25 protein-coding genes and 1 tRNA gene are annotated in these 23,067 nt (G+C 70.0%); 12 read left to right on the top strand and 14 right to left on the bottom strand.

The genetic code is table 11. The features are described 5' to 3' along the window. The 3 genes from rpoD to VNW53_RS00995 all read left to right on the top strand — a co-directional run. Window positions 1–785, top strand: a 785-nt coding sequence (gene rpoD, locus VNW53_RS01005) for an RNA polymerase sigma factor RpoD (protein WP_325552996.1), incomplete at its 5' end; no start/stop codon positions are given. Window positions 786–816: 31 nt separating this feature from the next. After that, entirely contained in the window at window positions 817–1,107 is a 291-nt protein-coding gene (locus tag VNW53_RS01000) for a hypothetical protein (protein ID WP_325552995.1), read from the top strand. Continuing rightward, window positions 1,104–1,376, top strand: a complete 273-nt coding sequence (locus tag VNW53_RS00995) for a type II toxin-antitoxin system RelE/ParE family toxin (protein WP_325552993.1) — start codon at window positions 1,104–1,106, stop codon at window positions 1,374–1,376. Before VNW53_RS01000 ends, VNW53_RS00995 begins: the two co-directional genes overlap by 4 nt. A 6-nt stretch (window positions 1,377–1,382) precedes the next feature. Here VNW53_RS00995 and VNW53_RS00990 read toward each other — a convergent pair whose 3' ends face one another. Next, on the bottom strand, window positions 1,383–2,003 hold the full coding sequence (locus VNW53_RS00990; RefSeq protein WP_325552992.1) for a TIGR02466 family protein: 621 nt from the start codon (window positions 2,001–2,003) through the stop codon (window positions 1,383–1,385). Between the two features lie 130 nt (window positions 2,004–2,133). Between VNW53_RS00990 and VNW53_RS00985 the strand changes: the two genes are divergently transcribed. The 4 genes from VNW53_RS00985 (at window position 2,134) to VNW53_RS00970 (ending at window position 5,364) form a co-directional block, all read left to right on the top strand. Next, window positions 2,134–3,024 carry a hypothetical protein gene (locus tag VNW53_RS00985; RefSeq protein WP_325552990.1) on the top strand — a complete coding sequence of 297 codons (891 nt, stop codon included), beginning with the start codon at window positions 2,134–2,136 and terminating at the stop codon, window positions 3,022–3,024. Window positions 3,025–3,110: 86 nt separating this feature from the next. Next, window positions 3,111–3,569: a DUF6152 family protein gene (locus VNW53_RS00980; RefSeq protein ID WP_325552988.1), complete on the top strand. Its 459-nt coding sequence runs from the start codon at window positions 3,111–3,113 to the stop codon at window positions 3,567–3,569. 344 nt (window positions 3,570–3,913) lie between these two features. Beyond that, window positions 3,914–4,528, top strand: a complete 615-nt coding sequence (locus tag VNW53_RS00975; RefSeq protein WP_325552987.1) for a DUF6644 family protein — start codon at window positions 3,914–3,916, stop codon at window positions 4,526–4,528. Next, a complete protein-coding gene (locus VNW53_RS00970) occupies window positions 4,525–5,364 on the top strand; it encodes a DUF6644 family protein (protein ID WP_325552986.1) in 840 nt (279 codons plus the stop codon). Before VNW53_RS00975 ends, VNW53_RS00970 begins: the two co-directional genes overlap by 4 nt. A gap of 54 nt (window positions 5,365–5,418) precedes the next feature. On the opposite strand, the gene VNW53_RS00965 is transcribed toward VNW53_RS00970, so the two are convergent. Then, window positions 5,419–5,658, bottom strand: a complete 240-nt coding sequence (locus VNW53_RS00965) for a flagellar basal body rod C-terminal domain-containing protein (protein ID WP_325552984.1) — start codon at window positions 5,656–5,658, stop codon at window positions 5,419–5,421. A 160-nt stretch (window positions 5,659–5,818) separates the two neighbouring features. Between VNW53_RS00965 and VNW53_RS00960 the strand changes: the two genes are divergently transcribed. Continuing rightward, the gene (locus VNW53_RS00960) at window positions 5,819–6,184 is read left to right on the top strand and encodes a hypothetical protein (protein ID WP_325552983.1); all 366 of its coding nucleotides are present in this window, start codon (window positions 5,819–5,821) and stop codon (window positions 6,182–6,184) included. A 5-nt stretch (window positions 6,185–6,189) separates the two neighbouring features. On the opposite strand, the gene VNW53_RS00955 is transcribed toward VNW53_RS00960, so the two are convergent. Beyond that, the gene (locus VNW53_RS00955; RefSeq protein WP_325552981.1) at window positions 6,190–7,440 is read right to left on the bottom strand and encodes a serine hydrolase domain-containing protein; all 1,251 of its coding nucleotides are present in this window, start codon (window positions 7,438–7,440) and stop codon (window positions 6,190–6,192) included. 185 nt (window positions 7,441–7,625) lie between these two features. Here VNW53_RS00955 and VNW53_RS00950 point away from each other — a divergent pair, with 185 nt between their 5' ends. Continuing rightward, window positions 7,626–8,501, top strand: a complete 876-nt coding sequence (locus VNW53_RS00950) for an alpha/beta hydrolase (protein WP_325552980.1) — start codon at window positions 7,626–7,628, stop codon at window positions 8,499–8,501. Window positions 8,502–8,555: 54 nt separating this feature from the next. Continuing rightward, window positions 8,556–9,020, top strand: a complete 465-nt coding sequence (locus tag VNW53_RS00945; RefSeq protein WP_325552979.1) for a hypothetical protein — start codon at window positions 8,556–8,558, stop codon at window positions 9,018–9,020. On the opposite strand, the gene VNW53_RS00940 is transcribed toward VNW53_RS00945, so the two are convergent. Next, entirely contained in the window at window positions 9,017–9,751 is a 735-nt protein-coding gene (locus VNW53_RS00940) for an SIMPL domain-containing protein (protein WP_325552978.1), read from the bottom strand. The two genes, VNW53_RS00945 and VNW53_RS00940, sit on opposite strands and share 4 nt — an antisense overlap. A 125-nt stretch (window positions 9,752–9,876) precedes the next feature. Between VNW53_RS00940 and VNW53_RS00935 the strand changes: the two genes are divergently transcribed. Beyond that, window positions 9,877–9,952, top strand: a tRNA-Ile gene (locus tag VNW53_RS00935). A gap of 18 nt (window positions 9,953–9,970) precedes the next feature. Here VNW53_RS00935 and VNW53_RS00930 read toward each other — a convergent pair. The 7 genes from VNW53_RS00930 to VNW53_RS00900 form a co-directional block, all read right to left on the bottom strand. After that, window positions 9,971–10,384, bottom strand: a complete 414-nt coding sequence (locus tag VNW53_RS00930) for a hypothetical protein (RefSeq protein ID WP_325552977.1) — start codon at window positions 10,382–10,384, stop codon at window positions 9,971–9,973. Beyond that, window positions 10,384–14,934 carry a S8 family serine peptidase gene (locus VNW53_RS00925; RefSeq protein ID WP_325552976.1) on the bottom strand — a complete coding sequence of 1,517 codons (4,551 nt, stop codon included), beginning with the start codon at window positions 14,932–14,934 and terminating at the stop codon, window positions 10,384–10,386. The genes VNW53_RS00930 and VNW53_RS00925 overlap by 1 nt, the downstream gene beginning before the upstream one ends. 76 nt (window positions 14,935–15,010) lie before the next feature. Further along, window positions 15,011–15,700: a hypothetical protein gene (locus tag VNW53_RS00920; protein WP_325552975.1), complete on the bottom strand. Its 690-nt coding sequence runs from the start codon at window positions 15,698–15,700 to the stop codon at window positions 15,011–15,013. 24 nt (window positions 15,701–15,724) lie between these two features. Next, window positions 15,725–16,318, bottom strand: coding sequence for a hypothetical protein (locus VNW53_RS00915; RefSeq protein ID WP_325552974.1), 594 nt, complete (start codon window positions 16,316–16,318; stop codon window positions 15,725–15,727). After that, window positions 16,305–16,958, bottom strand: a complete 654-nt coding sequence (locus tag VNW53_RS00910) for a hypothetical protein (protein ID WP_325552972.1) — start codon at window positions 16,956–16,958, stop codon at window positions 16,305–16,307. Before VNW53_RS00910 ends, VNW53_RS00915 begins: the two co-directional genes overlap by 14 nt. Further along, window positions 16,945–18,225 (bottom strand): hypothetical protein, encoded by a 1,281-nt coding sequence (locus VNW53_RS00905; protein WP_325552970.1) that lies wholly within the window; start codon window positions 18,223–18,225, stop codon window positions 16,945–16,947. The genes VNW53_RS00910 and VNW53_RS00905 overlap by 14 nt, the downstream gene beginning before the upstream one ends. 25 nt (window positions 18,226–18,250) lie before the next feature. Beyond that, window positions 18,251–18,598, bottom strand: a complete 348-nt coding sequence (locus tag VNW53_RS00900) for a hypothetical protein (protein WP_325552968.1) — start codon at window positions 18,596–18,598, stop codon at window positions 18,251–18,253. A 300-nt stretch (window positions 18,599–18,898) separates the two neighbouring features. Here VNW53_RS00900 and VNW53_RS00895 point away from each other — a divergent pair, with 300 nt between their 5' ends. Continuing rightward, window positions 18,899–19,630, top strand: coding sequence for a response regulator transcription factor (locus VNW53_RS00895; protein ID WP_325552966.1), 732 nt, complete (start codon window positions 18,899–18,901; stop codon window positions 19,628–19,630). Between the two features lie 120 nt (window positions 19,631–19,750). Here VNW53_RS00895 and VNW53_RS00890 read toward each other — a convergent pair whose 3' ends face one another. The 3 genes from VNW53_RS00890 to VNW53_RS00880 are packed head-to-tail and all read right to left on the bottom strand — an operon-like array spanning window position 19,751 to window position 22,951. Continuing rightward, window positions 19,751–20,488 (bottom strand): GntR family transcriptional regulator, encoded by a 738-nt coding sequence (locus tag VNW53_RS00890; RefSeq protein ID WP_325552965.1) that lies wholly within the window; start codon window positions 20,486–20,488, stop codon window positions 19,751–19,753. A gap of 1 nt (window position 20,489) precedes the next feature. Continuing rightward, entirely contained in the window at window positions 20,490–21,383 is an 894-nt protein-coding gene (locus VNW53_RS00885) for an N-acetylmuramic acid 6-phosphate etherase (protein WP_325552964.1), read from the bottom strand. Between the two features lie 8 nt (window positions 21,384–21,391). Next, window positions 21,392–22,951 carry a sodium:solute symporter family transporter gene (locus VNW53_RS00880; RefSeq protein WP_325552963.1) on the bottom strand — a complete coding sequence of 520 codons (1,560 nt, stop codon included), beginning with the start codon at window positions 22,949–22,951 and terminating at the stop codon, window positions 21,392–21,394. Between the last annotated feature and the right edge of the window lie 116 nt (window positions 22,952–23,067).

Raw genomic sequence — 23,067 nt, 5'->3', positions numbered from 1 at the left:
TGCCGATCGACGACTACCGCCGCATCGTCCAGACCGTGCAGAAGGGCGAACGCGAGGCCCGCCAGGCCAAGAAAGAGATGGTCGAGGCGAACCTGCGCCTGGTGATCTCCATCGCCAAGAAATACACCAACCGCGGCCTGCAGTTCCTGGACCTGATCCAGGAGGGCAACATCGGCCTGATGAAGGCGGTCGACAAGTTCGAGTACCGCCGCGGCTACAAGTTCTCGACCTACGCCACCTGGTGGATCCGCCAGGCGATCACCCGCTCGATCGCCGACCAGGCCAGGACCATCCGCATCCCGGTGCACATGATCGAGACGATCAACAAGATCGTCCGCACCTCGCGCCAGATGCTGCATGAGATCGGCCGCGAGCCGACGCCGGAGGAACTGGCCGAAAAGCTCGCCATGCCGCTCGAAAAGGTCCGCAAGGTCCTGAAGATCGCCAAGGAGCCGATCAGCCTCGAAACCCCCATCGGCGACGAGGAGGACAGCCACCTCGGCGACTTCATCGAGGACAAGAACGCGATCCTGCCGATCGACGCGGCGATCCAGTCGAACCTGCGGGAGACCACCACCCGCGTGCTCGCCTCGCTGACCCCGCGCGAAGAGCGCGTCCTGCGGATGCGCTTCGGCATCGGCATGAACACCGACCACACCCTCGAAGAGGTCGGCCAGCAGTTCAGCGTCACCCGCGAACGCATCCGCCAGATCGAGGCCAAGGCCCTGCGCAAGCTGAAGCACCCGTCGCGGTCACGGAAGCTGCGGAGCTTCCTGGACAGTTGACGGCCGTCGCCGCCGGACGGAGCATCGCGCCATGGCCGATGGCGAAACGACCCTAAGACTGGAAGTCACAATCAGTGACTTGGCGCTCCGTCACCTCAAGGAGCGGGCGGAGAAGCTTGGCATCACGCTGGGGGCGGCCGCCGCCGAGGTCATCGAACAACAGATGTTCGACTATGAAGACTATGACTGGGGCGGCGATCCCGAAAATGATCCGCGCACCGCGTCCGTTCGCGAAGACCTGGACGAGCCGACCTATCCTGCTGAGGAGGTTCTTGCCGAGTTTCGCGCGGAGCTTGAGAAGCGGCTCGCCGTCAAGCGGTGAAAGTCCTTTTCGGTCGAAGGGCGCGTAGCGATCTTATGTCTCAGATCGCCTGGCTCGCCGAACATGCCCCGGGTGCAGCGGCGGTGGCTGCGGATCAGGTCGATGCCGCCGTCGAACTGCTGGGCGACTTCCCGCTTGTGGCCCCGGCCGTAGGCGATCTGTTTCGGGAACTGCCCGTCGATTTCGGTCGGGACGGTTTCGTATTGCGCTACAAGGTGACTGATGTCGTCACCATCGTTCGGGTCTTCCACGGACGGCAGCGGCGCTGAACGTCCTTACCGCCAGCCGTAGTTGAAGCTGATCGAGATGCGTTCGGCCTTGGCGCGGTTGGCAGGCACCTCGTGGCGCAGCCAGCTCTCCCACATCAGCACGGCGCCGGGCTCCGGCTGCAGATAAACGAAACTCTGGGCGTCCTGCGGCGCATCGGCGCGCCGGGGCGGCGCGGCCATCATCAGCGGCAGGCGCGGGTCCTCCAGCTTCAGGGCGCTCGCGCCCGGCGGGGTGGCCACATAGACCGTGCCGGAGATCGCGCTGTGCGGGTGGATGTGGCCGGAGTGGGCCGCGCCAGGCTTCAGGACATTGACCCACAGGCTGTCCAGCTTCAGCCGTCCGCCCCGCAGGTCGAAGCTGAGGGCCTCGGCGAAGACCTTGGCGTGGCGGTCCAGCAGGGTCTTCAGCTCTCCGAACACGCTGGCCCGGGTCGGCAGGTCGTCCAGCGAGGCGTAGGAGGTGTAGCCGCCATAGCCGTTGGCCTTGCACCAGGCGCGGCCGGCCGCGTCCTCCGCCGCCAGCATCCGGCAGGCGGCTTCCAATTCCGACCTGAAATTTTCGAAACTCCGGTGCGTGCTAAGCGACGCTTCATAGACCGGAGTCGTGAACAGTGGACGCAGCGCCATGTGAGGCGCGCTAAGCTGCAAGCGAGGCATTGTAAAGTCAGGGCGGCTGGCGCTTCGTCCAAACGTCCGTTAGAAATTTGAGAAATACGACTCTGCCACGTCGAGGGCGGAGGGGATCTGGGGAGCAATTATGATCAGAACCATGGTGGCGCTGGCGTTGGCCGGTGCGGTGATTGGCGGTCAGGCGCAGGCGCAAACCGCGCCTGCCAAGGCCAAGCCGGCGGCGGTGAAGGCCTCCGGCAAGGCGATGGCCTATCGCGCGCCGCGCGGCCCGGACGGCAAGCATCCGGACCTGAACGGCGTCTGGCAGGTGATGAACACCGCCAACTTCAACATCGAGCCGCACGCCTCGAGCGCGGCGCTGCAGATGCGTCCGGGGCCGGTCGTTCCGGTGCCGGCCAAGGAAGTCCTGGCGCTGGGCGCCGTGGGCGCAGTGCCCGCAGGCCTCGGCGTGGTCGAGGGCGGGGCGATCCCCTACAAGCCCGAAGCCCTGAAGGTCCGCGACGCCAACAAGGCCGACTGGATCCACAAGGATCCCGAGATCAAGTGCTACCTGCCGGGCGTGCCGCGCGCCAACTACATGTCGCTGCCGTTCCAGATCTTCCAGTCCGAGAGCGCGACCCTGATCGCCTATGAATATGCGGGCGCGGTGCGCAACCTGCAGTTCAAGGATCCGGGCCCGGCGCCGGTGGATAGCTGGATGGGCCAGTCGGTGGCCCACTGGGAAGGCGACACCCTGGTCGTCGTCGTCACCGGCATGCTCGACTCCACCTGGTTCGACCGGGCCGGCAACTACCACACCGGCGATGTGAAGGTCGTCGAGCGCTGGACGCCTACCGGCCCCGGCGTGATGCGCTACGAGGCGGAGATCACCGATCCGGAGATCTTCACCCGCCCCTGGAAGATGAGCATGAACCTCTACAAGCACGTCGGCGAAGACGCGCGCCTGCAGCAGTTCAAGTGCGTCGAATTCGTCGAAGAACTCATGTACGGTCACCTCCGGAAAGAGCCGCTGAAGTGACCTGACCCGCCCTGTCCTTCTTCGTCGCAGTGAACGCGGCGCGGGAGGATGATAAGAAAGCAGCATCCTCCGCTGGAGACGTCCAAATGAACTTCCGTCGTTTCATTATCCCCACTGTGATTTCCGCCGGCCTTCTGGCCGCCGCCAGCCTGGGTGTGACCCAGGCTGTCGCCCACCACGCCTTCGCCGCCGAATTTGACGGCAAGTCGCCCGTGCTGCTGCGCGGCAAGGTGACCAAGGTCGAGTGGATCAACCCGCACGCCTGGGTGCATGTGCAGAACACCAACCCGGACTTCGCCCAGGTCGAGTGGATGGTCGAGGGCGGCACGCCCAACACCCTGCTGCGCGCCGGCATCGACCGGAACTCCTTGAAGGTCGGCACCGAGATCGTGGTGCGCGGCTATCAGTCCAAGGACAAGGCCTGCACGCCGATCTGCAAGGCCAACGGCCGTGACGTGACCTTCCCCGATGGCCGCAAGCTGTTCATGGGCTCGTCCGGCACGGGCGCGCCGAAGGACGGCGCCGACGCCACCGAGAAGCCGTAGTCGGTCGACGCCGGAATTCGAAAGGGGGGCGGTTTCGCCCCCCTTTTTTCTGACGGCGGGTTTCGCCGCGGTCGGGGGGCCGGCGGCGGGTTACGGCAGGTTGCAGGGCGAACTCTCCGAGGCGCGTCACCGCCGCCGTCGCCGGCGGGTGCAGGCTTCGGCCGGCGCGGCGGTTCCGCTTGGAAAGGGTTCGGAATTCTGCGCTGTAACGGATGCGTAACGGCGCGGGAACCGTACGCTGCTTGATTGCCGGCTAGCGCCGGTGTGTGTGCGCAAGGCTTGACCGGGCGGATTCGCGCCGAAAGCTTGGGGAACGGGATGAACGGACATCGGGAGCCGCGTCGATGATCGGCGCATTCTTGAACTGGCTCGAGCACTCGCTCGGCAAGGGCGGCGGCGACACGGCCCAGTCCTGGAGCGAGGCCCTGCTGGGGTCGCTGAACTTCTGGAACCTGCTTGAAGGCACCCACCTGATCGCGCTGATGCTGTTCGCCGGCACGATCATGGTGGTCGACCTGCGCCTGCTGGGCGTCACCTTCCGCAAGACCCGCGTCTCGGTGATCAGCGACGCCATCCTGCCGCTGACGGTGTTCAGCTTCGCCTTCGTGGTGATCACCGGCATGGGCCTGCTCTTCGCCAAGCCGATCTTCTACTATCACAACGTCTGGTTCCGGGTGAAAATGGTCTTCCTGGCCCTGGCCCTGATCAACATCGTGGTCTTCCACGGACGGGTGCAGGCCACGCAAGGCTCCTGGGATTCCGATGAGCTCCCGCCGCGCGCCGCCCGCCTGGCGGCCGCCGGCTCGCTCATCCTGTGGCTGCTGGTGATCGGCTGCGGCCGCTTCATTCCCTACAACTGGTACGAATGCGGCAAGCCCCAGACGGCTTTCATCAACTGGGTCGAGGAGTGCAAGACCTCCGAGCAGGGCGAAGTCAACCTGGCGGGGCAACATCCATGAGCCTGAACCTCGAGCAGCTCTTCCCCCACGCCAAGCCGTGGGTCGACAATCTCGCCAACATCCCGCCGGCGACCTGGGTCAACGGGCCGAAGTTCGGCTTCGCCACCTGGGAGGTGGGCCACATCCTGTCGCTGATCGTCCTCGGCGGCACGACCATCCTGATGAACCTGCGCCTGCTCGGCGCTGGGGTGACGCAGGAAAAGCCCTCGGAGATCTACCGCAACCTGCGCTTCTGGCAGAACGTCGGCGTCATCGGGATCGTCGTCACCGGCATCTTGATCGGCTCGGCCAATGCGGTGCGCCTCTACGACAGCGCGGCCTTCATCGTGAAGATGCTGGCCCTGCTGGCGGGCGTCATCCTGACCTACGGCGTCAGCCGGCCCGTGGCGGCTGCGGAAGGCGCCGTGGGCCCGATGCAGAAGATCTGGTTCGCCCTGGGAAGCGCGATCTTCCTTCTGGGCATCTATGTCTTCGTGACTTCGGAGCTGATCAATGTGGGCGTCTACCACATCATCACCGGGGCGGCGCTGATCGTGCTGTTCGCCACCCGCGGGCGGCTGCGGTGGGTCTACGCCGGCGTGCTCGCCGCGCTGATCGTCGCCCAGTTCCTCAACACCCACGTCCTCATCAAGCCGGACGACTACGACCACCTCACGCCGGTCAACAAGGTCTGGACGGGGGTCTTCACCGCCTGGATCGTGGGCGTGGCGCTGTTCCAGCTATTCCGCGCGGGCAAGGGCGAGGAGGGCGGGCCGCTCACCAAGATCATCGCCTACGCCACGATCCTGGTCTGGGTGATGGGGGCCGCGGCCGGGCGCTGGATCGCGTTCGCCTAGCGTGCGTCCCGGTCGACTTGGATCGGGTCAGCCGATCGGGACGCGCGATCGGCCCTAGCCGTGGTGGCTGCTGGACGTGCTCTGCAGGTCGAGCAGGGACTGCCACATCTGGTCGGCGACCTTGATCACGCCCACGTTGGCCTGGAAGGACTGCTTGGCCTGGATCTGGGTCACCGTCTCGGCGGCGTAGTCGACGTTGCCGCTGGGGCCGCCGGCCGCGACGCGGCTGGCCGAGGCGGTCAGTTGCTGGGTGGCGGCCATCATGCCGTAACGGGCGGTGGAGATCGGGTCCATGTCGCCAGTCTGCCCACACGACGGTTAAGCTATCGCGAGGTTTCGTGGTGAACGGCTCAGGCGCCTGTCGCCGCTGTTTTGCGCCAACCGCGGCGGTTGACGCGCACGTCAGATCGGCGGTTCAATGCCGGCGTGCGGGGGACAAAGACGGAGACGCGCCATGAGGCTTCCCATCCTTCTCACCTCGGCGGTCCTGAGCCTGAGCGCCGGCGCATTCGGCGCGGGCCTCGCCTCGGCGGACACGCTGGACCGCAACTCGACCAGCATCTGCCTGGACGGCAGCGGCCATCAGAAGCCGGTCCATTGCCGCGGCCAGGACGCCAGCCGGCTGAACCAGCAGACGGACATCTGCATCTGTCCCGGCGCGACGCGGCAGGTGACCGCGCCCCTGTGCCCGCCCGGCGTCAAGGCGCCGCCGGAGAGCATGGACTACGTCCAGGCGCGGCTGAAGGCGATCAACAACGGCAGCGTCGTGGGCGCCACCTGGCACGGCCAGCCGATGTGCGTGGCGCCGCACAGCGGCTGAGCCGGCTATTTGCCCAGCGCGCCGTAGACCATCTTCTGGAAGACGGGCAGGGCCGCGCGCCCGCCCATCCGCTGGCCGGTCGCGAGCTGCGCGGCCAGTTCGGGGCCGAGCGGCATGGAGTTCTGGATCAGGTAGATCACCACCATGTCCTGCGCCGGATCGGCCTGCCACCAGGTGCCGAAGGCGCCCGGCCATCCGAAGGCGCCCTTCGATCCTGCCCCCATCCAGGCCTGTTTCTCCGGGTCGGTGATCGTCGAGACGCCCAGGCCGAAGCCCTGGCCGAGCCAGAAGGGAATTCCCATGAACGGGATCTGACGCTGGGCCTCGGTCAGCCGGTTCTGGGTCATCGTCTCGAGGGTGGAGGTCTTGACCAGGCGCACGCCATCGACCTCGCCCTGGCCCAGCATCATGCGGGCGAACTTCAGATAGTCGTCGGCGGTGGAGATCAGGCCGCCGCCGCCGGCTTCGAACGCCGGCTGGCTGTCGACATGCGGGAAGGAGACGTCCTGCAGGCGGTCGGTCTGCGGGTCGATCCGATAGAGCTTGGCCATCCTGTCGCGCTTCTCCGGCGGGCACCAGAAGTCGGTGTCGGCCATGCCCAAGGGCGCGAAGATGCGGTCCTTCAGCACCTGGCCGAGCGGCTTGCCCTCGATGCGGGCCACCAGGAAGCCCAGCACCTCGGTGGCGTGGCTGTAGTGGAAGCGCTCGCCCGGCGCGTAGGAAAGCGGCAGGGAACCCAGCCTGGCCAGCCAGTCGTCGGGCGCAAGGTGGCCGGCCAGCGGCGGGCCCAGCGCCTTCTCATAGGCCTCGCCGATCGGCCCCACCGAGGTGAAGGCGTAGGCCAGGCCGGACCGATGGGTCATCAGGTCCTCGACGGTGATCGCCCGCGGCGCCGGCGACGTGTCGTCCACCGGCCCGGCGGCGTCCTTCAGCACCCGCATGTCGGCGAACTCGGGCAGCCATTTCGTGATCGGGTCGTCGAGCTTCAGCTTGCCCTCCTCCCACAGCATCAGCGCCGCGATGGAGGTGACCGGCTTGGTCATGGAGGCGATGCGGAACAGGGTGTCGCGGGTCATCGGCAGGCCCGCCTCGACGTCGCGATGGCCGATGGTGTTGACCTGGGCCACTTCGCCCTTGCGCCAGATCAGGGTGACGAAGCCGGAGAGGTCGCCCGCGTCCACGACCGCCTGCAACGCCGGTGGAATCTGCGCGAGGCCCGCCGCCACGAACCCGCCGTTTGCCTGATCGCCGTCCATGGCCGCACTCCCTGCCGTCGCCGGTGATCGGCGTTAAGGTGGCCATTGGCGCGGGCGCGAGGCGCCGCGTCAAGGCGATCCGCCGCGCGGCGTCGTGGCGCGTCTCCGTCCAGGATTCCCCCGTATAGTCGAAGGGCAGGCGGGAGAGTTGCGGCGCGCCGCGCCGTGACCTAGCTGGGGACGCGATGAGCCAGACGGGACGAGTGACGCGCAGGGTAAGCCTGACGGCCGCGGCCGCGGCGCTCGCGTCGGCCTGCGCCCCGCTCAGCATGTTCGCGACCTTCACGCCCAAGGACCCGGCGATGCGCAGCGCGCGCAACGTGGCCTATGGCCCGCAGGCCCGTCAGCGGCTCGACGTCTACGCGCCGCGGCGCATCGGCGGCCAGGCCGCGCCGGTGGCGGTGTTCTTCTACGGCGGGTCCTGGGACACCGGCCGGCGGCAGGACTACAACTGGGTCGGCCAGGCGCTGGCCTCGCGCGGGTTCGTGACAGTGGTGCCCGACTACGGGCTCTATCCGGCGGTGCGCTATCCGGGCTTCCTGGAAGACGGCGCCCGCGCCGTGCGGTGGGCCCAGGACCATGCGGCCGAGTATGGCGGCGATCCCAGCCGGATCGTCCTGGCGGGCCACTCGGCCGGCGCCTACAACGCCGCGATGATCGCGCTCGATCCCCGCTACCTGACCGCGGCCGGCGTCGATCCGCGGCATGTCAAGGCGCTGGCCGGCCTGTCGGGGCCCTACGACTTCCTGCCGCTCACCGATCCGATCGCCCAGCGGACCTTCGGCGAGGCCGAGGACCTGGCCGCCACCCAGCCCACCACCTTCGTCACGCCGGCCTCTCCGCCGGCCTTCCTGGCCACCGGCGACGACGACACCATGGTCTATCCGAAGAACACCGTGAAGCTGGCCGCCAAGCTCCGCGCCGCGGGCGTCGAGGTGCGCGAGGAGCACTATCCGGGCATCGACCACGTGCGCATGGTGCTGGCGCTTTCGCGCCCGTTCCGCGGCCGCGCCCCGGTGCTGCAGCAGATGAGCGAGTTCCTGCACGCCCACGCCGGCTAAGGATCGCGGGGTCCCCGCGTTGAACCGGCGGCGCTTCCTGCGTATTGGAACGCCATGTGGTTTCCCCGCGTCGCCGCCCTCAGCCTCTCCGTCCTGGCGCTCGGCGCCTGTTCGCCCGGCGCGCCCAAGGGGGTCGACAAGGACACCCTGGACGCGGCGGTCTCGCGCGCCATCGGCGATCCGGCCTCCTGCCTGCTGATCGCCGAACAGGGCAGCGGCAAGCTGGTCTACCGCTACAACACCCACACCGCCTGCGCACGCAGCCTGCCCGCCTGCGCCGGCGCAGCGACCAGCGAGCAGACGCTCGACCAACTGCTCAAGGCCACCCTCAAGGACGGCCAGGCCCGCACGCTGAGCTGCAGCTCGGTCAAGGACGCCTCGCGCGGCGTGGGCTGGGCCTCTGGGCCGATCCCCGGCAAGGGCCTGGTCTATGCCGCGATGATGGAGGGCGACCGGGCCTTTCCGGGCCGGATGATGGCCGACCGCCTGGCCAGGGCCTTCAAGGACGCCGGGCTTTAGCGAGCCAGTTCATAGACAGCGGCGACGTCCACGCGGACGTCCAGTTCGCCGGGCGCGACCGAGGTTTCGGCCTTCTGCGCGCGAGCCATGGCCATCATCGGCATCGGCGGCCGTGGGCCTTCCGACGCCGCGCCCTCGCTCAACGACACCAGGCGCGAGACGCGGTAGCCGGTGGCCCGGGCGTAGAGGTCGGCCTTGGCCTGCAGGGTGTGGACCGCCTGCTCGCGCGCCGCATTTTCCGCAGCCGTCGGATCGGCCAGGCCGAAACTGATCCCGTTCACCTGGTTGGCGCCGGCGCCGACCGTGGCGTCCACCGCCGCGCCCAACCGCGTCAGGTCGTGCACCGTGACGCTGAGCTGGTTGGCCGCCTGGTAGCCCGTCAGCCGCGGCGCCTGGCCCTGCTCGTAGGCGTATTGCGCATTCAGGGTGAGACCGGAGGTGCGGATGTCCCGGGCCGCCACCCCGGCCGCCTTCAGCGCCGCCATCACCTGGCCCATGCGCGCGGCGTTGTCGGCCAGGGCCTGGGCCGCGGTGCGCGCCTGGGTGGTCACGCCCAGGCCGATGCTGGCCATGTCCGGCGCGGCCTTGACCTCGCCGACCGCCGCCAGATTGAGGGTCGTGGCGCGGAACAGGGTCTCGGCGGCTGGCGGATCCGCGGCGGCTTCCGCGGCCGACATCGCCCCGGCGGCGAGCAGCAGGCCCAGCGCGCCGGCCCGCAGAAAAGTCTTCATCGCAGTCTCCATCGGCCCATGCCAAACGCCAAAGCCTCGCAAAGCGCGCATGAACGCAAGCTTTAAGGCCCAAGCTTTGAGCCCCCGGCGGCGCGTGGTAACCGCCAAAGGACGCATCGCTGCTGGGGCCTGTAGCTCAATGGTTAGAGCCGGCCGCTCATAACGGTCTGGTTGCAGGTTCGAGTCCTGCCGGGCCCACCAGCGAGGCTTCCATGCCGCTCAGGCGCCGACGAGTTCGCGCAGCTCCCGTCGGCGAAAGTCCAGGTTCTCTGCCGTGAATACGGTTTCCTGGGGCAGATTCTCGGCGGCGCCGATTTGCTCGATGACCTGTTCCACGGTTCGGACCGCCGTATCCACGCGGCTGAGGAGCCGGCCCGCCAGGGCGCGCACGCGCTGCGGTTCGGCGCCGGCCACGTGCTGCAGGAACGCGGGCAGATAGAGCCGGGAGAGCTGACGCAAGTCCGCGGGGCGGCGGACGTAGAGCCGCTCGAAGGTGTCGAGGTAGCCTCCCGGGTCGGACTTCACCCGCGCGAGGACCTCGTCATAGAGGACGCCCAGGGCGTCCTTGGTGAAGTTTCCCCCGACGATCAGGTTCAGGTCGTGCTCGCGCCGCCTCTCGTTGCTCGGGGTCATCAGAAGGCTCCTACAAGCGTGTTGCCCGTACGGGTGTTGGCCGCATCGTTTGGCCCGGCGGTCACTTCCGCGCCGGCCGGACCGAAGCGGGTGGTTCGCCGCCGCTTGTGCCAGTTGAGGATGCCGTCGTTGTTCGGATCGTTGTCGGGATCCCGCGCATGCAGATCCTGAATCCGGCGATATACCCTCACGTCGGGGGGCGGGTGGGCCAAGCCATCGGGAGCCGTCGTATTGAAGGTGAAGAACGGGTCGGGCACGGGGGCGTCCGCACGGTTGTAGATGGCATGGTGGAACTCATGGGCCAAAGTGTCGAGGTCGACGCCGATGCCCATGAAGATGAAGTATCGCTCGCCCAGCGCCGACTGCGCCCGTCGGAACAGGGTCGTGTAGGCGCTCGACCCGCGCAGTCGGACGAATACGACGGTGATGGTGTTGTCCGCGGTGGCCCCGATGAGGTCTGTGAGCGCGGCCTGCTCGTTCGGGCTGTCGAGGCCGCCGGGATACTGGCCGGTGCTGTCCAGAACCCCCGCCGGAATGGCGCGATTGGCGGTGGCCTGCGGGTCGATGGCCAGACCGACCTGGTTCCAGCGGTTGTTGGCGTTGCGGAACTGGTCGGCGATGTAGGGCGCGGTGGCATGGCCCCCATAGTTGATGACGCGGACCGTCAGCCGTCGGCGCGCGTCGGTCGGCCTGCGCTGGAAGACGGCGAGCGTGAGCTCCACAGGCGCGCCGGTGGCCGGCGCGTAGCGGGCCCGCACCGAGCCGTCGATCTGGCCGCGCCGGAGCCGGTGGTTGCTCTGGCCTCGGTTCCGGATTCCCGCGTCTGGGGTGGGCGCGGCGAGGCCGCTGTGGGTCGGCTGGTTGGCGTCCACATTGTCCGTGACCAGCATCAGGGCCTTGGAGACATAGACGTGCGACCCCGGCGCGGTGACCGTCAGGGTGATGTCCTGGCTGGCCGGGGCGTCGTCGTCGTTCCCGTTCGCCAGGAGGGTGCGCCAGGTGGCGGTGATCGTGGCGCCGGTGGCGGCGGGATCGTGGACGCGAATGTAGAATCGATGGCGGTCGGAGCCGACGAAATTGTCCGCCTCGGCCTGGCCGTTGCGCACATCGCCCGCGGCGTCGTAGGCGTGGTTCCAGATGCCCATGTCGACGAAGGTGGCGACGGGCGAAGAGCCGTCCACGCGATGATCGTCGTCGTCGTCCTTCACAATGGCGATGTCGACGGCCTGCGCCGGGGCGAGGGGCGGGAAGGCGAAGGGCGCGATCACCTCCACCCGCCGGCTGGCGGCTGCGTCGCCAGGCACCTGGTCACGCTCGCCGCGAGACTCGACGGTGATGGCCAGGCGTGTCGCGTCGGCGCCCAGCGCTCTGATCGCGGCCACGAGCTGGTCGCGCACGGCCTCCGCGCGATGCCGCCCCAGGACGTCGTTGTCGGCGTCCGTCCCGACCGGATCGGTATGGCCGACCAAGGTGAGCGTCGTGATCGGCGTCGGGCTGCCCCAGCTTTGGACGATGCAGGCGGCCGTGTTGGCGATCTGCGGTTGATGCGCCGGGGTCGTCTCCGGCCGGCCGAAGACAAAGTGATCGAGCACCTGCCGGACGGGCAGACCTGCGCAGGCCGCGCCCAGAGGCGCCTTCTGCTCGCCCAGCAGCGCGCGGAGCGCAGCCAAGGTCCGCGGCCCGGCGACGCCATCGGCCGCCAGCCCATGCTGCTGCTGGAAGCGCCGGACGGCTTCGCGGGTCCCGCGGCCCGCGATTCCGTCGACGACGAGGTTCGTCCCCATGACCTGGTTGAGGGATGCCTGGAGCCAGCGCACGTCGGTCTGCCCGCCCGCGGCCTCGGCCGTGTCGCCTATGACAACGAGAGGATGATCCTCAAGGCGCATCAACAGGGTGTCCGGCGGCACCAGGCCGGCGGCGTTGGTCAAGCGGCGCGCAAAGGGGCGCTGGTCGACGTTCGCCCAGGGACCGGGCTCGAGGACTTGCACATAGCGGCCGGGCGGGGGACTGGGATCGCCCTCGCCGCGCCAGCCGCGGGCAGGCAGATGTTCGCGCAGAACCATCCCCGCGGCGCTGACCACGCCCACGCAGCCCCATCTCTGTCCGCGGGCGGCGCGGATTAGCAGGTCGCCGGGCCTTGGCTCGAAGTCCCCCGCCGGCTGGTTGGGCCGGGCCACGATGACCAGGCGTCCGCCCCCGAATGTCGGTCCAACCTCCCTCAGCGGGTCGACGCCCAGCAGGGCGAAGAGCGTGCTCGCCGACAGCCGTGGCGCTCCGGGGAGCCGCTCATCGCCAAGCGCCCTGGACAAGGCCGAGAAGTTCGCCGCCGAGTGCAGGCTCTCTCCGGATTGGGCGAGGTCGGCCTGCGTCCTCACCAACTGTTCGCCTGGCCCCTGGCCCTCAGATGCGGACCATTGCGCGGCCTCGGGCGCGCCCGCGAGCAACTGCGGGTCGGGGGCGGCGACCACGAGGGGAGGGTCCGCGGGCGCCGCCGGCTCACGGGGCGCCGCCGCCGCCGGCGGAGGGGCCGCGCTCGGCGGGGCCGGCGGAGCGCCCAGTGGGACGGCCAGGGCGAACGGACTCGCCGGGCCGCCGATCGGCACGGCGATGCCGGCCGGACCGCCGCCCAGCGGTATCTGGAACTGAAAGGGCAAGGCGGCCGGGCCGCGGCGGTAGCGGCCGTCCGAGGCCTCGCTTCCCTCGCCGGCGACCGGAAGGCCGTCGTCCCAACGTTCCGCGTCCTGATGTGCGTCTGCTTCAGTGGTCATGACCGTCTCCAGCGCCAACGCATCGGGCTCGTCCGGCGGCCCGTGTGGGGTTGCAGTCCGCGCGGCTTCGACGGCCGCGGCGATGTCGAGGTAGCCCCCGCCCAGGCGCAATCGGTCCTGCCAGGACACGCCTTCCGCCGCCGGATCGGCCGTCCGGAGCAGAATCGCGCGGATCTCGTGGATGGACAGGCGACGGGGCGCTGCGGCGAGAACCAGCGCCACCGCGCCGGCCACGTGCGGCGCGGCCATGCTGGTGCCGTTCATGCGGATGAGCGGCGGCGCGCTGCCGCTGCGTGGCGGCGAACGCGACGCGAGGACACGCACCCCTGGGGCGGCGATGAACGGCTTCAGGCGGCGGTGGTCGCGCGTGGGGCCTGAACTGCAGAACCGCCCGAGCGGCCGGTCGGGAGAATGGCCGTCATAGGCGGCGACCGCGATCGACCAGAGGCTCGTGGCGATGGTGCCCAGGGTCAGCTCGCGCCTCACCTCGTCGGCGACGAAGCGCATCCGGCGCTGGGCCCCGGGAGCGACCCGCTCGATCCAGGCATGCACGCGCCCATCCGCGACATGAACGCCGGTCAGGCGGAGCGCCCAGGCGCCCGCGGGCGCATCGGCGTCCAGTGTCAGGAAGACCTGATTGTCATGGTTGTTGGGGTCGTCGATCCGATGATAAATCCGTCCGACAACGCGACCCTCGGCCGTGATCTTGGCCCGTTCGCCCGGCGCGACCGACACATCGCGCACCCCGCCTGGCCCGCTCAGTTCGACGCCGAGACGGTCGACGCCGCGGTACCAGAGGTCTACCTCCGCCTCGCCGCGTCCCGCCGGCAGCTCGAAGTGCAACGTGGCCACGCCGCCCGGCGCCAGTTGGCGGGTGGTGTGGGCTTCTTTCTCGAAATAGTTCCCGGCGCTTTGCACCACCGCGCGTCCGGGCGCCGCCAGCAGGAAGGCGTCGATGCCTTGCTCGGTCAGGGTCCGCCCGTCCTTCTGCCCCGCCTGCCGGCCCAGGCTGGCGTTGATCACCAGGCGACGCTCGCCCGCGCAGCGTGCGACGAAGTCCATGCCTTCCAGGAAGGCGACGGAGTCGCCGAGCGGCGTCGGTCCGTCCGGGGTCCGGGTCGAGAGGTCGACGAACACGATGTCGGCCTCGGGCGCGATGCCCTGCGGCCCGCCGTCCAGGCCGTTGCCGCAGGAGATGCTGGTCGTGTGGGTCCCATGGCTGCCGCCGCCCGGGGCGGCGATCCAGGGCGCATATCCGAGGGTCCGGTAAGGGTCGCTGGAGCGCAGCGCCGCGTCGATCTCGGCGCGGCCGTGGATCCGGCCATAGCCGAAGGCGTTGGGGTGCGCCGGGTCGTAGGCCGCCGCCTGGTCCCAGATCGCGAGGATCCGCGTGGAGCCGTCGGCCTTGCGGAAGGCGGGGCAGGCTATGTCCAGGCCCCAGTCGATGTGGGCCACGACCACGCCTGCGCCCGTCGGCAGGCCGCCCGCCGGTCGGCGCTGGTCGGTGGCAGTCGGCTCGAGGTCGTCCTCGTCTTCGATGGGCTCGACGTCCAGGCCTTCCAGCGCCGGCCCGTAGAAGCGCGCCGCCTTCATGCTGAGCACCTGGGCCTCGGCGCGAACGCGAAGGATGTCGCCCCGCCGCAACCGGCACGTGGCGATCGGCCCGAAGCGCGAGACCACCGTCACGCCTGACGGCGGCGGTCCGGGCGCCAGCCGCAGGATCACCGAAACGATGTCGTCGGCCGACCCGTCCTCGAACAACTCGACCAGAGCGGGATCCATGAGGGGGCCCCTTTCTGCGCACGCGGCGGCTCAGGGCGGCCGCGCCGGGGCGCGCGGCCGCCAAGGGCCTGGCGTTTCACTTCCGCTTGAGGCTGTCCGCCGCGCCGGTCGCCGAGGACGGCGAGCCGGAGTCCGCCGTCGTCCCGGGAGGCGAGACCGGCGGCGGCGGGGACGGAGGCGCGGGCGGTGACGGCGGCGAGAGCTTGTCGACGGTCGCTTGCAGCTTGTCGAACTTGCCGTCGACGTCCGCCTGCAACTTGTCGACCTTGCCTTCGATGGCCTTCATCTCGTCCAGCTCCGGGTCCGGCGCGGGGCCCGGCGGCGAGCCGTTCTTGCTGACGGTCAGCCGGACCATGGAGTTCAGCGGGACGACAGCGTTCTCGTGGGGGTGCGCCGAGAGCACGACGCCGTCCTTCTGTTGCGACCAGACCTGAGCCCATTCGGCGACCAGGCCCGCGCCCTTGAGCGCTGCCCTCGCGGCGTCAAGGGCCGACCCCACCAAGCCCGTGGGCACCTGGACGAAATCCGGCGTCGGATCAGGCGGCGGAGGCGGCGTGGCCGTCTGGTAGCGCATGTGGGCGCGCCGGGCTCCGATGGAGCTGCCGCCAGCCTGTCTCGCCGCACTGGCGGCCACGATGGCCGGCGCTATCCCGAGAAGGCCGGGGGTGATCGCAGCCACGGCGGTGACCCCGGCGCGCTCGCCCGGAGAAACCTTGTAGTTCCGCGTCAAAAAGTAGGCGGCGAAGGCGGGCAGTGGATAGAGCACGGCTGTTCTCCTTCCGCTTTGGGGTCAGATTGCGCCGAAGGCGCCGCTCGCCACGGCGATGGCCGCGATCGCCAGCAGGTTCGAGCCGCTCAGCAGGGACCCCGAGGACCCGGAATTCGAACTCGACGACGAGCCGCCCGACAGGGTGTCGCCCGGCACCAAGTGCAGCAGCGGCGCGAGCGTCGGGATGGGGCCGGGCGCCATGTTGGCGGTGATCATCGGGATGATCGCCGACAGCTCCTTGGTCTGCTGCAGGTCGCGCTTGACGGAGTCGAGCTCCTTCTTGCGGTCGGCCGTTTCCTTGCGGACGAAGGCGCCGAGCTTCTTCTGGTCCTCGGTGACGCCGCGGACCCGCCCGTCGACCGTCTTGATCGCGTTCGAATTGAGCGTGATCTGCTGGCCGACCTTGCTCAGCGCTTCCTTCAGCTGAGACTGGGTGACGGGCCGGTCCGTCCCGGAGCGCGGCGGGGCGTAGGCGGTCTTGCCGGCCGACGGCTTGACCGGCGGCGGGCGCCGCTTGGCCTCGCTGTAGTCCGGCCAGTCGGGATAGGCGTCGTAACTCGCGTCGCTCCACTCGCTGTCGTAGTCGGCGCTTTCCGCCGTTTCATAGTCCAGCATGATTGGCTCCTTGGTCTGAGAACTGAGGCGCAGGCCCGGCGCGCGGATCGTCCCGCCGCTGGGCCTCGGTGAGGCGTCGCACCCGCATCACGGCCGGGAGGACATAGGCGCGGTAGGCTTCCGGCTTGGGCGGGCGGGAACCCGGCCGACCGCGACCCCCGCAGCGCGGGCAGAGGAGGTCGCTGCCGAAGCACACGCCGCACGCGCCCAGGGCGGCGGCGATTTCCACGGATCTGGACCGCAGCGTCTCGACCTCGGCGTAGAGCGTGTCGACCATGGAGGTCAGCTCGTCCAGCCGGGCGGCGGCCTCGGCCTCGGCCGCCTCGTCGACTTCCGGGGCCGGCGGGTCGCGGCGCTGGAGGAGCGAGGCCAGCATGCCGACGCTCGGATTGTCCGGCGCGTTGGCCGAGATCTGCGAGAGCAGCAGCGACATCGGGTCCGTCGCGCCGGAGGCCAGGCTCTGCAGCAGAGCGTTCGGGTCGACCCCTGGCGATGGCGGCGGCGCGGCGGCGGCGTCGGGGCCGACCGCAGCGGCGGCGGCTTCGGCGAGGGGATCGCGCGCAGGATCGTGGACACCGTCATGCTCGACGATGTCGTCCGGCCCGACGATGATGACGTCCTCGGGGCTATGCGTCGGCATATTCGGCCTCCCCCGCGAACTCCGATTCGCTGTCCGCGGACTCGGACTCGCTGTCGCCCCACGCACTGTCGCCCCACTCGCTGTCGCCGGATTCCGCGTCGAGCACGTCGAGGGTGTCGAACCACTCGGCTTCGGCGTCGGCGTCGGCGTCCCAGTCGGTCCAGGTCTCGGCCTCGGTTTCGGCGACGCGCGGCCGGGGCGCGCTCGGCGCGGCGGCCATGGCGCCCAGCACCCGTTCGGCCTGGGCCTCGTTCAGCAGGTCCCAGACCCGGGACGCACGGTCGCGGCTGAAGGCGGGATCGCCGACGTACTCGCCTTCGGCGTCCTGCATGTATCCGAGGGCCGCTTCGGCGTCGCCGCCCCAGCCGGCCGCTTCGGCGCTCACCTGGTCGGCCAGATGCGACAGCACCTCCGGGAAGGCGGCTGTCGGCACCGGCGTGCGCGCGGCGCCCACCGGCACGGTGGGCCGTCCGAGCTGGCCAAGCTGCAAGGCGGCGAAGGCCTGCTGGGTCTCCGGCCGCTGGATGAAGTTGGCGAGCTGGCCTGCCGCCGAACTGCCGCCGAAGAGGCCGGCCAGCGCTTGCGCCGCGGCGGGCGATTGCAGCAGGCCGCCGATGGCCTGGCCCATGCCCCCGCGCGCGCCGCCGCCGAGCAGGCCGCTGAGCGCCTGGCCCGCGCCGCTGCCGGCTCCGCCGCCCGCTGCGCCGAGCAGGCTTCCGATCATCTGGCCTGCGCCGCCGCCGGCCCCGCCGGTCGCCGCGCCCAGGATGCCGTTGAGGAGGCCGGTCGCCGCCCCCGCGGCGCCCCCGCGGCCGCCGCCGGCCAGGCCGCTGATCGCCGGGCCCAGCGAAGCGCCGACCCGGCCCATGGGGCTGAATTGGCCTGCCAAGTTGGTGACGCCGGTGAGGGCCGCGCCGATCTTGCCTGCGGTCCCGCCGCCGCCGTATTGGCTCAGCGCCGTGCCGGCGCCGCCCACGGCCGCGCCGGCGATGATCCCGGGCAGGCCGAGCGAGGATCCGGCCATGGCGCCCTGGAGCACGCCGCCGCCGACATTGGCCACCACCGGGGCGGCCTTGCTCACGAACTTGCCGATGTCGCCCCAGAGGCTCTCAAGCTGGTCGTTGTAGACCTCGGCGGCGCCCTCGCCGAACGCCGCTTCCATGTGCGCGCGGATGATGGGCGCCGGCGCGATCGCGAGATCGGGCGCAAGCACCTGGCGCAGGGCGACGTAGGTTGTGTAGTCGTTGTCGGCGGCCGCGTAGTTCATATGCCAGGCTCCTTCCGACGGGCGGTCACATCAGGCGGGCGGCCACGCGGCGCACCGCCGCGGCGAGCCCGCCCTCCGCCGCCTCGATTGGGTTGCATTCGGCGTCGATGTGCAGGGTCCAGCCCCTGCGGCCGTTGGCGGCGATGCAGAGGATGGCCGGGGGACGGGGCGCCAGGGCCGCCGCCATCAGCCCCTCACTCGCGGGCTGCTCCTGCAGCAACAGCACATCCGTCGGCTCCGCGCTGGCCAGGTCCATCGCCTGGCCGACGGTGTTGGCGCGGCCGACGACCGCGATGTCCGGCTCACGGGCGAGAAGGTCGGTGATCATGTCGGAAAGCATCGTGTCCATGGCGACCAGTTGGATGCGGATCACGGCGGGGGCCTCCTGCCGCGCCACAACTTCCGCTAGGAACGCCGGCTCCGCCACGGATCGAAGGATGCGGAATTGGCCCGGGCCGCGCCCGCGGCGTCGGTCGCCCGAGAACCCGGGCTCCGCCGTCGCGGAACAGGGGTTTCACAGGGGGCGGACGCGCCGGGTCTGGATCTTTGGATCTGGTCCTGCAGCCGCCGGAAGGCCTCGATGCCATATCGCGGGTCACCGAACGCGATTGCCTCACAGCAGTGCTAGGTTGTATTGTCCAAGAATTATCCGACGCTCCGTTGTGGGCGTTGCGTGACGAATTTCAGCTATCAGCGTGACCTGCGTCCGCCAGGGATGCTGAGGGTTTTTTGCGCCGCGGCGAGGGCAGTGATGATGTCTCGCAAGACGGAAGAGACCGCGCCCCGCGTGCTCGTCGTGAGTGACGTCTTCCTCTACCGGGAGGGCCTTTCCGCGAGCCTGTCGCGCGCCGGGCTGAACGTCGTCGGCGCCGCGCCCGCGGCGCGCGCCGAAGATGCGGCGCAAGGCATCGATGTCATCGTGCTCGACGCATCGCTGGACGGCGCCCTTCGTCTCGCCCGCAGCCTCAGCGCGCGAGGGCGTCGCAAGGTGATCGGGTTCGGCATCGGCGATGCCGACGAGGAGGTGCTGGCCTGCGCCGAGGCGGGTCTTGCCGGCTTCGTTCCGCGCGACGCCGGCACCGAGGGCTTCCACGCCGCCATCGCTTGCGCCATGCGCAACGAGGTCCGGTGTTCGCCCCGCGCCATGGCGCTCATTTTTGCCCGGCTCGCGGCCCTGGCGGGGCCGTCGGCCGCCAACCCGACGCCCTTGACCCGGCGCGAGCGCGAAGTGGCCCGCCTCATGGCCGAGGGTCTCTCCAACAAGGAGATCGCCGGCGAGCTGCGCCTGGGCCTCCCGACGGTGAAGAACTACGCCCACACCGTGCTCAGCAAATATGGCGTGCGCCGACGCAGCGCCGTGGCCGGCCACCACTTCGGCGGCGCGAGCGCCGACGCCCGGGCGTAGGTCTGCGCCAGCTACTACCAGAGGTGGTCCCGCGCGCCCGCCGCGGTCGTTGGGCAGGCGGCGTACGACGCGGACAAAGCGCGCCGACTGCCTCCGCAATTCGAGCCCCGCCGGGCCCGCTCAGCGGTCGGTGGGCTCGTACTTGAGCTCGCTGACGAAATCGTAGCGATCGCCGCGATAGGCCGAGCGGGTGAACTCCACGGGCATGTCGTCGGCCAGGCGGGTCAGCCGCTCGATCCTGAGTACTTCGGATCCCTCCCGGATCGACAGGATCCCCGCCTCGGTCGGCGTCGCCAATGAGGCGCGAATCCGCTGTCTTCCCCGGACGGGCCGGAAGCCCCCAGCGTCGAGGGCCGCGTAGAGGGACTCCCCCAACTGGGCCAGGTCCGGCAGGTACCTCGCCGGCACGACGGCATGCTCGATCGCCAGGGGTTCTCCTCCCGAGAGCCGCACCCGGCCCAGCCGCGCGACCTGGGAACTGGCGGGGATCTCCAATGTCGCAGCCTCCTCCTCGGTGGGGGCGGCGTACTGCTTGAACATCCAGATCACGCCGGGGTTTTCGCCCCGCCGGCGGGCGTCGTCGCTGAATCCGGTGAGGAAGGCCGGCGCTTCGATCCGCGGCGCGACGAAGGTGCCGGAGCCCTGTTTGCGGAACAGCAGCCCCTCTTCGATTAAGGTCTCGATCGCCTTGCGGATGGTGACGCGGGACATCCCGGTCATTTCGCTCAGGTCGCGCTCGGAGGGCAGGGCGTTGCCCACCTCGATCCCGCCGGCGCTGATGTGCTTGCGCAGGTTGCTCGCGAGCTGCAGGTAGAGCGGGGTGTTGTCCGCAGGGTCGGTGGCCAGCTTTTCCCGCATTTCAGGCCTGCCCGGACGAGGTGTGAGCCAGCGCGGCCCGAAGGTTTCCCCGATTCGCCGACAATAGCGTACCGACGGTCTCGGGTCGCACGCCGGAGGCGATCAGCACCGCCTTGCGGATGTCGTTGTCGGCGGCGGCGAGGGCGGCCTCTGCCGCGGCGTCGGTGACGTCGGCGAGTTCCTGGACGATGGCCCGGGCCCTCAGGGCCAGCTTCTCGTTGGACACCCGCATGTTGACCATCAATCCGCGGAAAACGAGCCCGCACCGCACCATGATGGCGGTCGACAGCACGTTGAGCACCGCCTTCTGGGCGGTGCCCGCCTTCATCCGGGTCGACCCCGCGATCAGCTCGCTGCCGGTGTCGGCCAGGATCGGGTGCTCGGCCGCGTCGAGCAGCAGCGACCCCGGATTGTTCGCCAGGCCGATGGTCAGGGCGCCGCGAGCGCGGGCCCGTTCGATCGCAGCGACCGTGAACTTGGTCCGGCCGCTGGCGGCGACCCCGATCACCACGTCGTCGGCCGTGAGGCTCGCGCCGTCGACCTGGGCGCGCGCGTCCTCCTCGTCGTCCTCGGCGCCTTCGACGCTCTCCGCCAGGGCGGTGAGGCCCCCCGCGAGGAGAAAGACCAGCCGCTCGCTGGGCCAGTCGTAGGTGGGCGACAGCTCCACCCCGTCCTGCACCGCGATCCGGCCGGAGGTTCCGGCGCCCACATAGACCAGCCGCCCGCCGTCCAGCATCTTGGCGGAGGCTGCGTCCGCCGCCGCCGCGATGCGGTCGATCTGGCTGTAGACCGAAGCGACGGCCGCGAGCTGGCCCTCGAGCATCGCCGCCACCGCCAGGGACGTGGGCCATTCGTCGATCTCGATGAACCTGCGGTCGTGGGTTTCGGTGGACATTGGGGCTCCTACAGTTCAGCGGCCGCCGCGGTGCGGCCGACCCGGCCGGGACTGCCGGCGACGCAGGTGACGAAGGCAGCCGCCGTCCCGATGCAGAGCTGCCAGGGGAAAGACAGGCCGCGAAGGACGTGGGGCAGTCCGATGGCGGTGGCCACGACAGGCTGCAGGGCGACGATCGCGAGGAAACCGACCAGCAGGGCCGCATAGACCGAAAGAGCCGATCCGCGATCGGTGAAGACTGCCGTGAAATAGACGCCGAGCAGGCCCGCGTAGGCGAAGTTCATCACCGACAGCACGAACTCCAGCAGGGCCGCGCCGGTGGAGTGCTGCCAGTAGTAGGAGACGATCGCCATGCCCAGGGTGGCCAGCCCCATGAGGCCCATCCCGATCCTTCCGGCGAGCACGAAGTGCGCCTCGGGCGGCTTGTCCCGGCGCGCCCGCCAGGGGCGGTAGAAGTCCTCGACCAGCACCGAGGCCATGGCGTTCAACGCCGACATGGTGGTGCCCACGGCGGTGGCGATCACGCCCACCGTCATGACGCCGCGCAGGCCCGGCGGCAGCTCGGTCAGGATGAAGTGCATCAGCACGGTGATGTTTTCGCCGTGGAACTTGGCGGCCGGAGCGGCTTGCCCCACGCCGCCATTGTAGAAGAGGTAGAGCAGCGAGCCGATGGCGATGAACAGCCAGACCACAGGCACGGTCGCGGCGATCGACAGATAGAGCCCGCGCGCGCCGGCCCGGGCGTCCTTGCAGGCCAGGAGCCGCTGGGTGGTGTCCTGGTCCAGGGCGTAGTTGCCGACATAGAGCAGGAAGACGCCGGTGAGCACCGCCGGCAAGGCGAAGGGGTCGGCGGGGTTCAGCGACAGGTCGAACAGCCTCAGCTTGTCGTGCCCGCCGGGCGCCGCCGCCAGGTGCTGGACGATGGTCGCGATGGGCGCGTGCAGCCGCCAGAGCAGAAGGCCGCCGATCGCCAGCGCGGCGCCGACGTAGGTGATGAACTGGATCAGGTCCAGCCAGACGATCGCCCGCAGCCCGGCGTGGAAGGTGAACAGGAAGGCCGCGACGATCAGCGCCAGCGACGCTACGGCCACGCCGCCGGGGGTCACGTCGGCGAAGATCATCATCGAGACGGCGATAGCGGCCAGATAGAGGCGTGCGCCCCCGGCCAGGATGCGCCCGAGCAGGAACATGGCTCCGGCGGCCCTGGTGGCGCCGGCGCCGAAGCGGCGGCCCAGCAGCTCGTAGACCGTCGTCACCCGCTCGGCATAGAAGCGCGGGATGAACACGTGGGCGACCAGGATGACCGCCAGCAGGGCGCCCAGGCAGGTGCTGAGGTAGGTGAAGTCGCCGCGGTAGCCGTAGTCGGGCCCGCCCAGGAAGGTCGCGGCCGACTGGGTGGTGGCCAGGACCGAGATCGCCGAGAGCCATGCCGGCACCGCGCCGCCGGCCAGGAAATAGTCCCGCGCATCGGTCGTGACGTGCCGGTTGAGCAAAGCCCCCGCGACCGCGATGGCGGCGAAGTAGAGTCCCACCGCGCCCCAGTCCAGCCAGCCGAACGACGCCGTCATGGGCAGGGGCGCCGACCGCGGTGAACGAACCTCATAACCCACTCCAGACTTCGGCCGCGCGCCGTCGGGACCGGCGCGAACAGTCTATCCGCCAGCTCATGATCGCGCGCGGCCGG

This window comes from Phenylobacterium sp. (assembly GCF_035569475.1).
In the GTDB taxonomy this organism is placed as follows: domain Bacteria; phylum Pseudomonadota; class Alphaproteobacteria; order Caulobacterales; family Caulobacteraceae; genus Phenylobacterium.
Note: the sequence above shows the minus strand (reverse complement) of the source record. Positions and strands in the feature narration are given on the sequence as shown.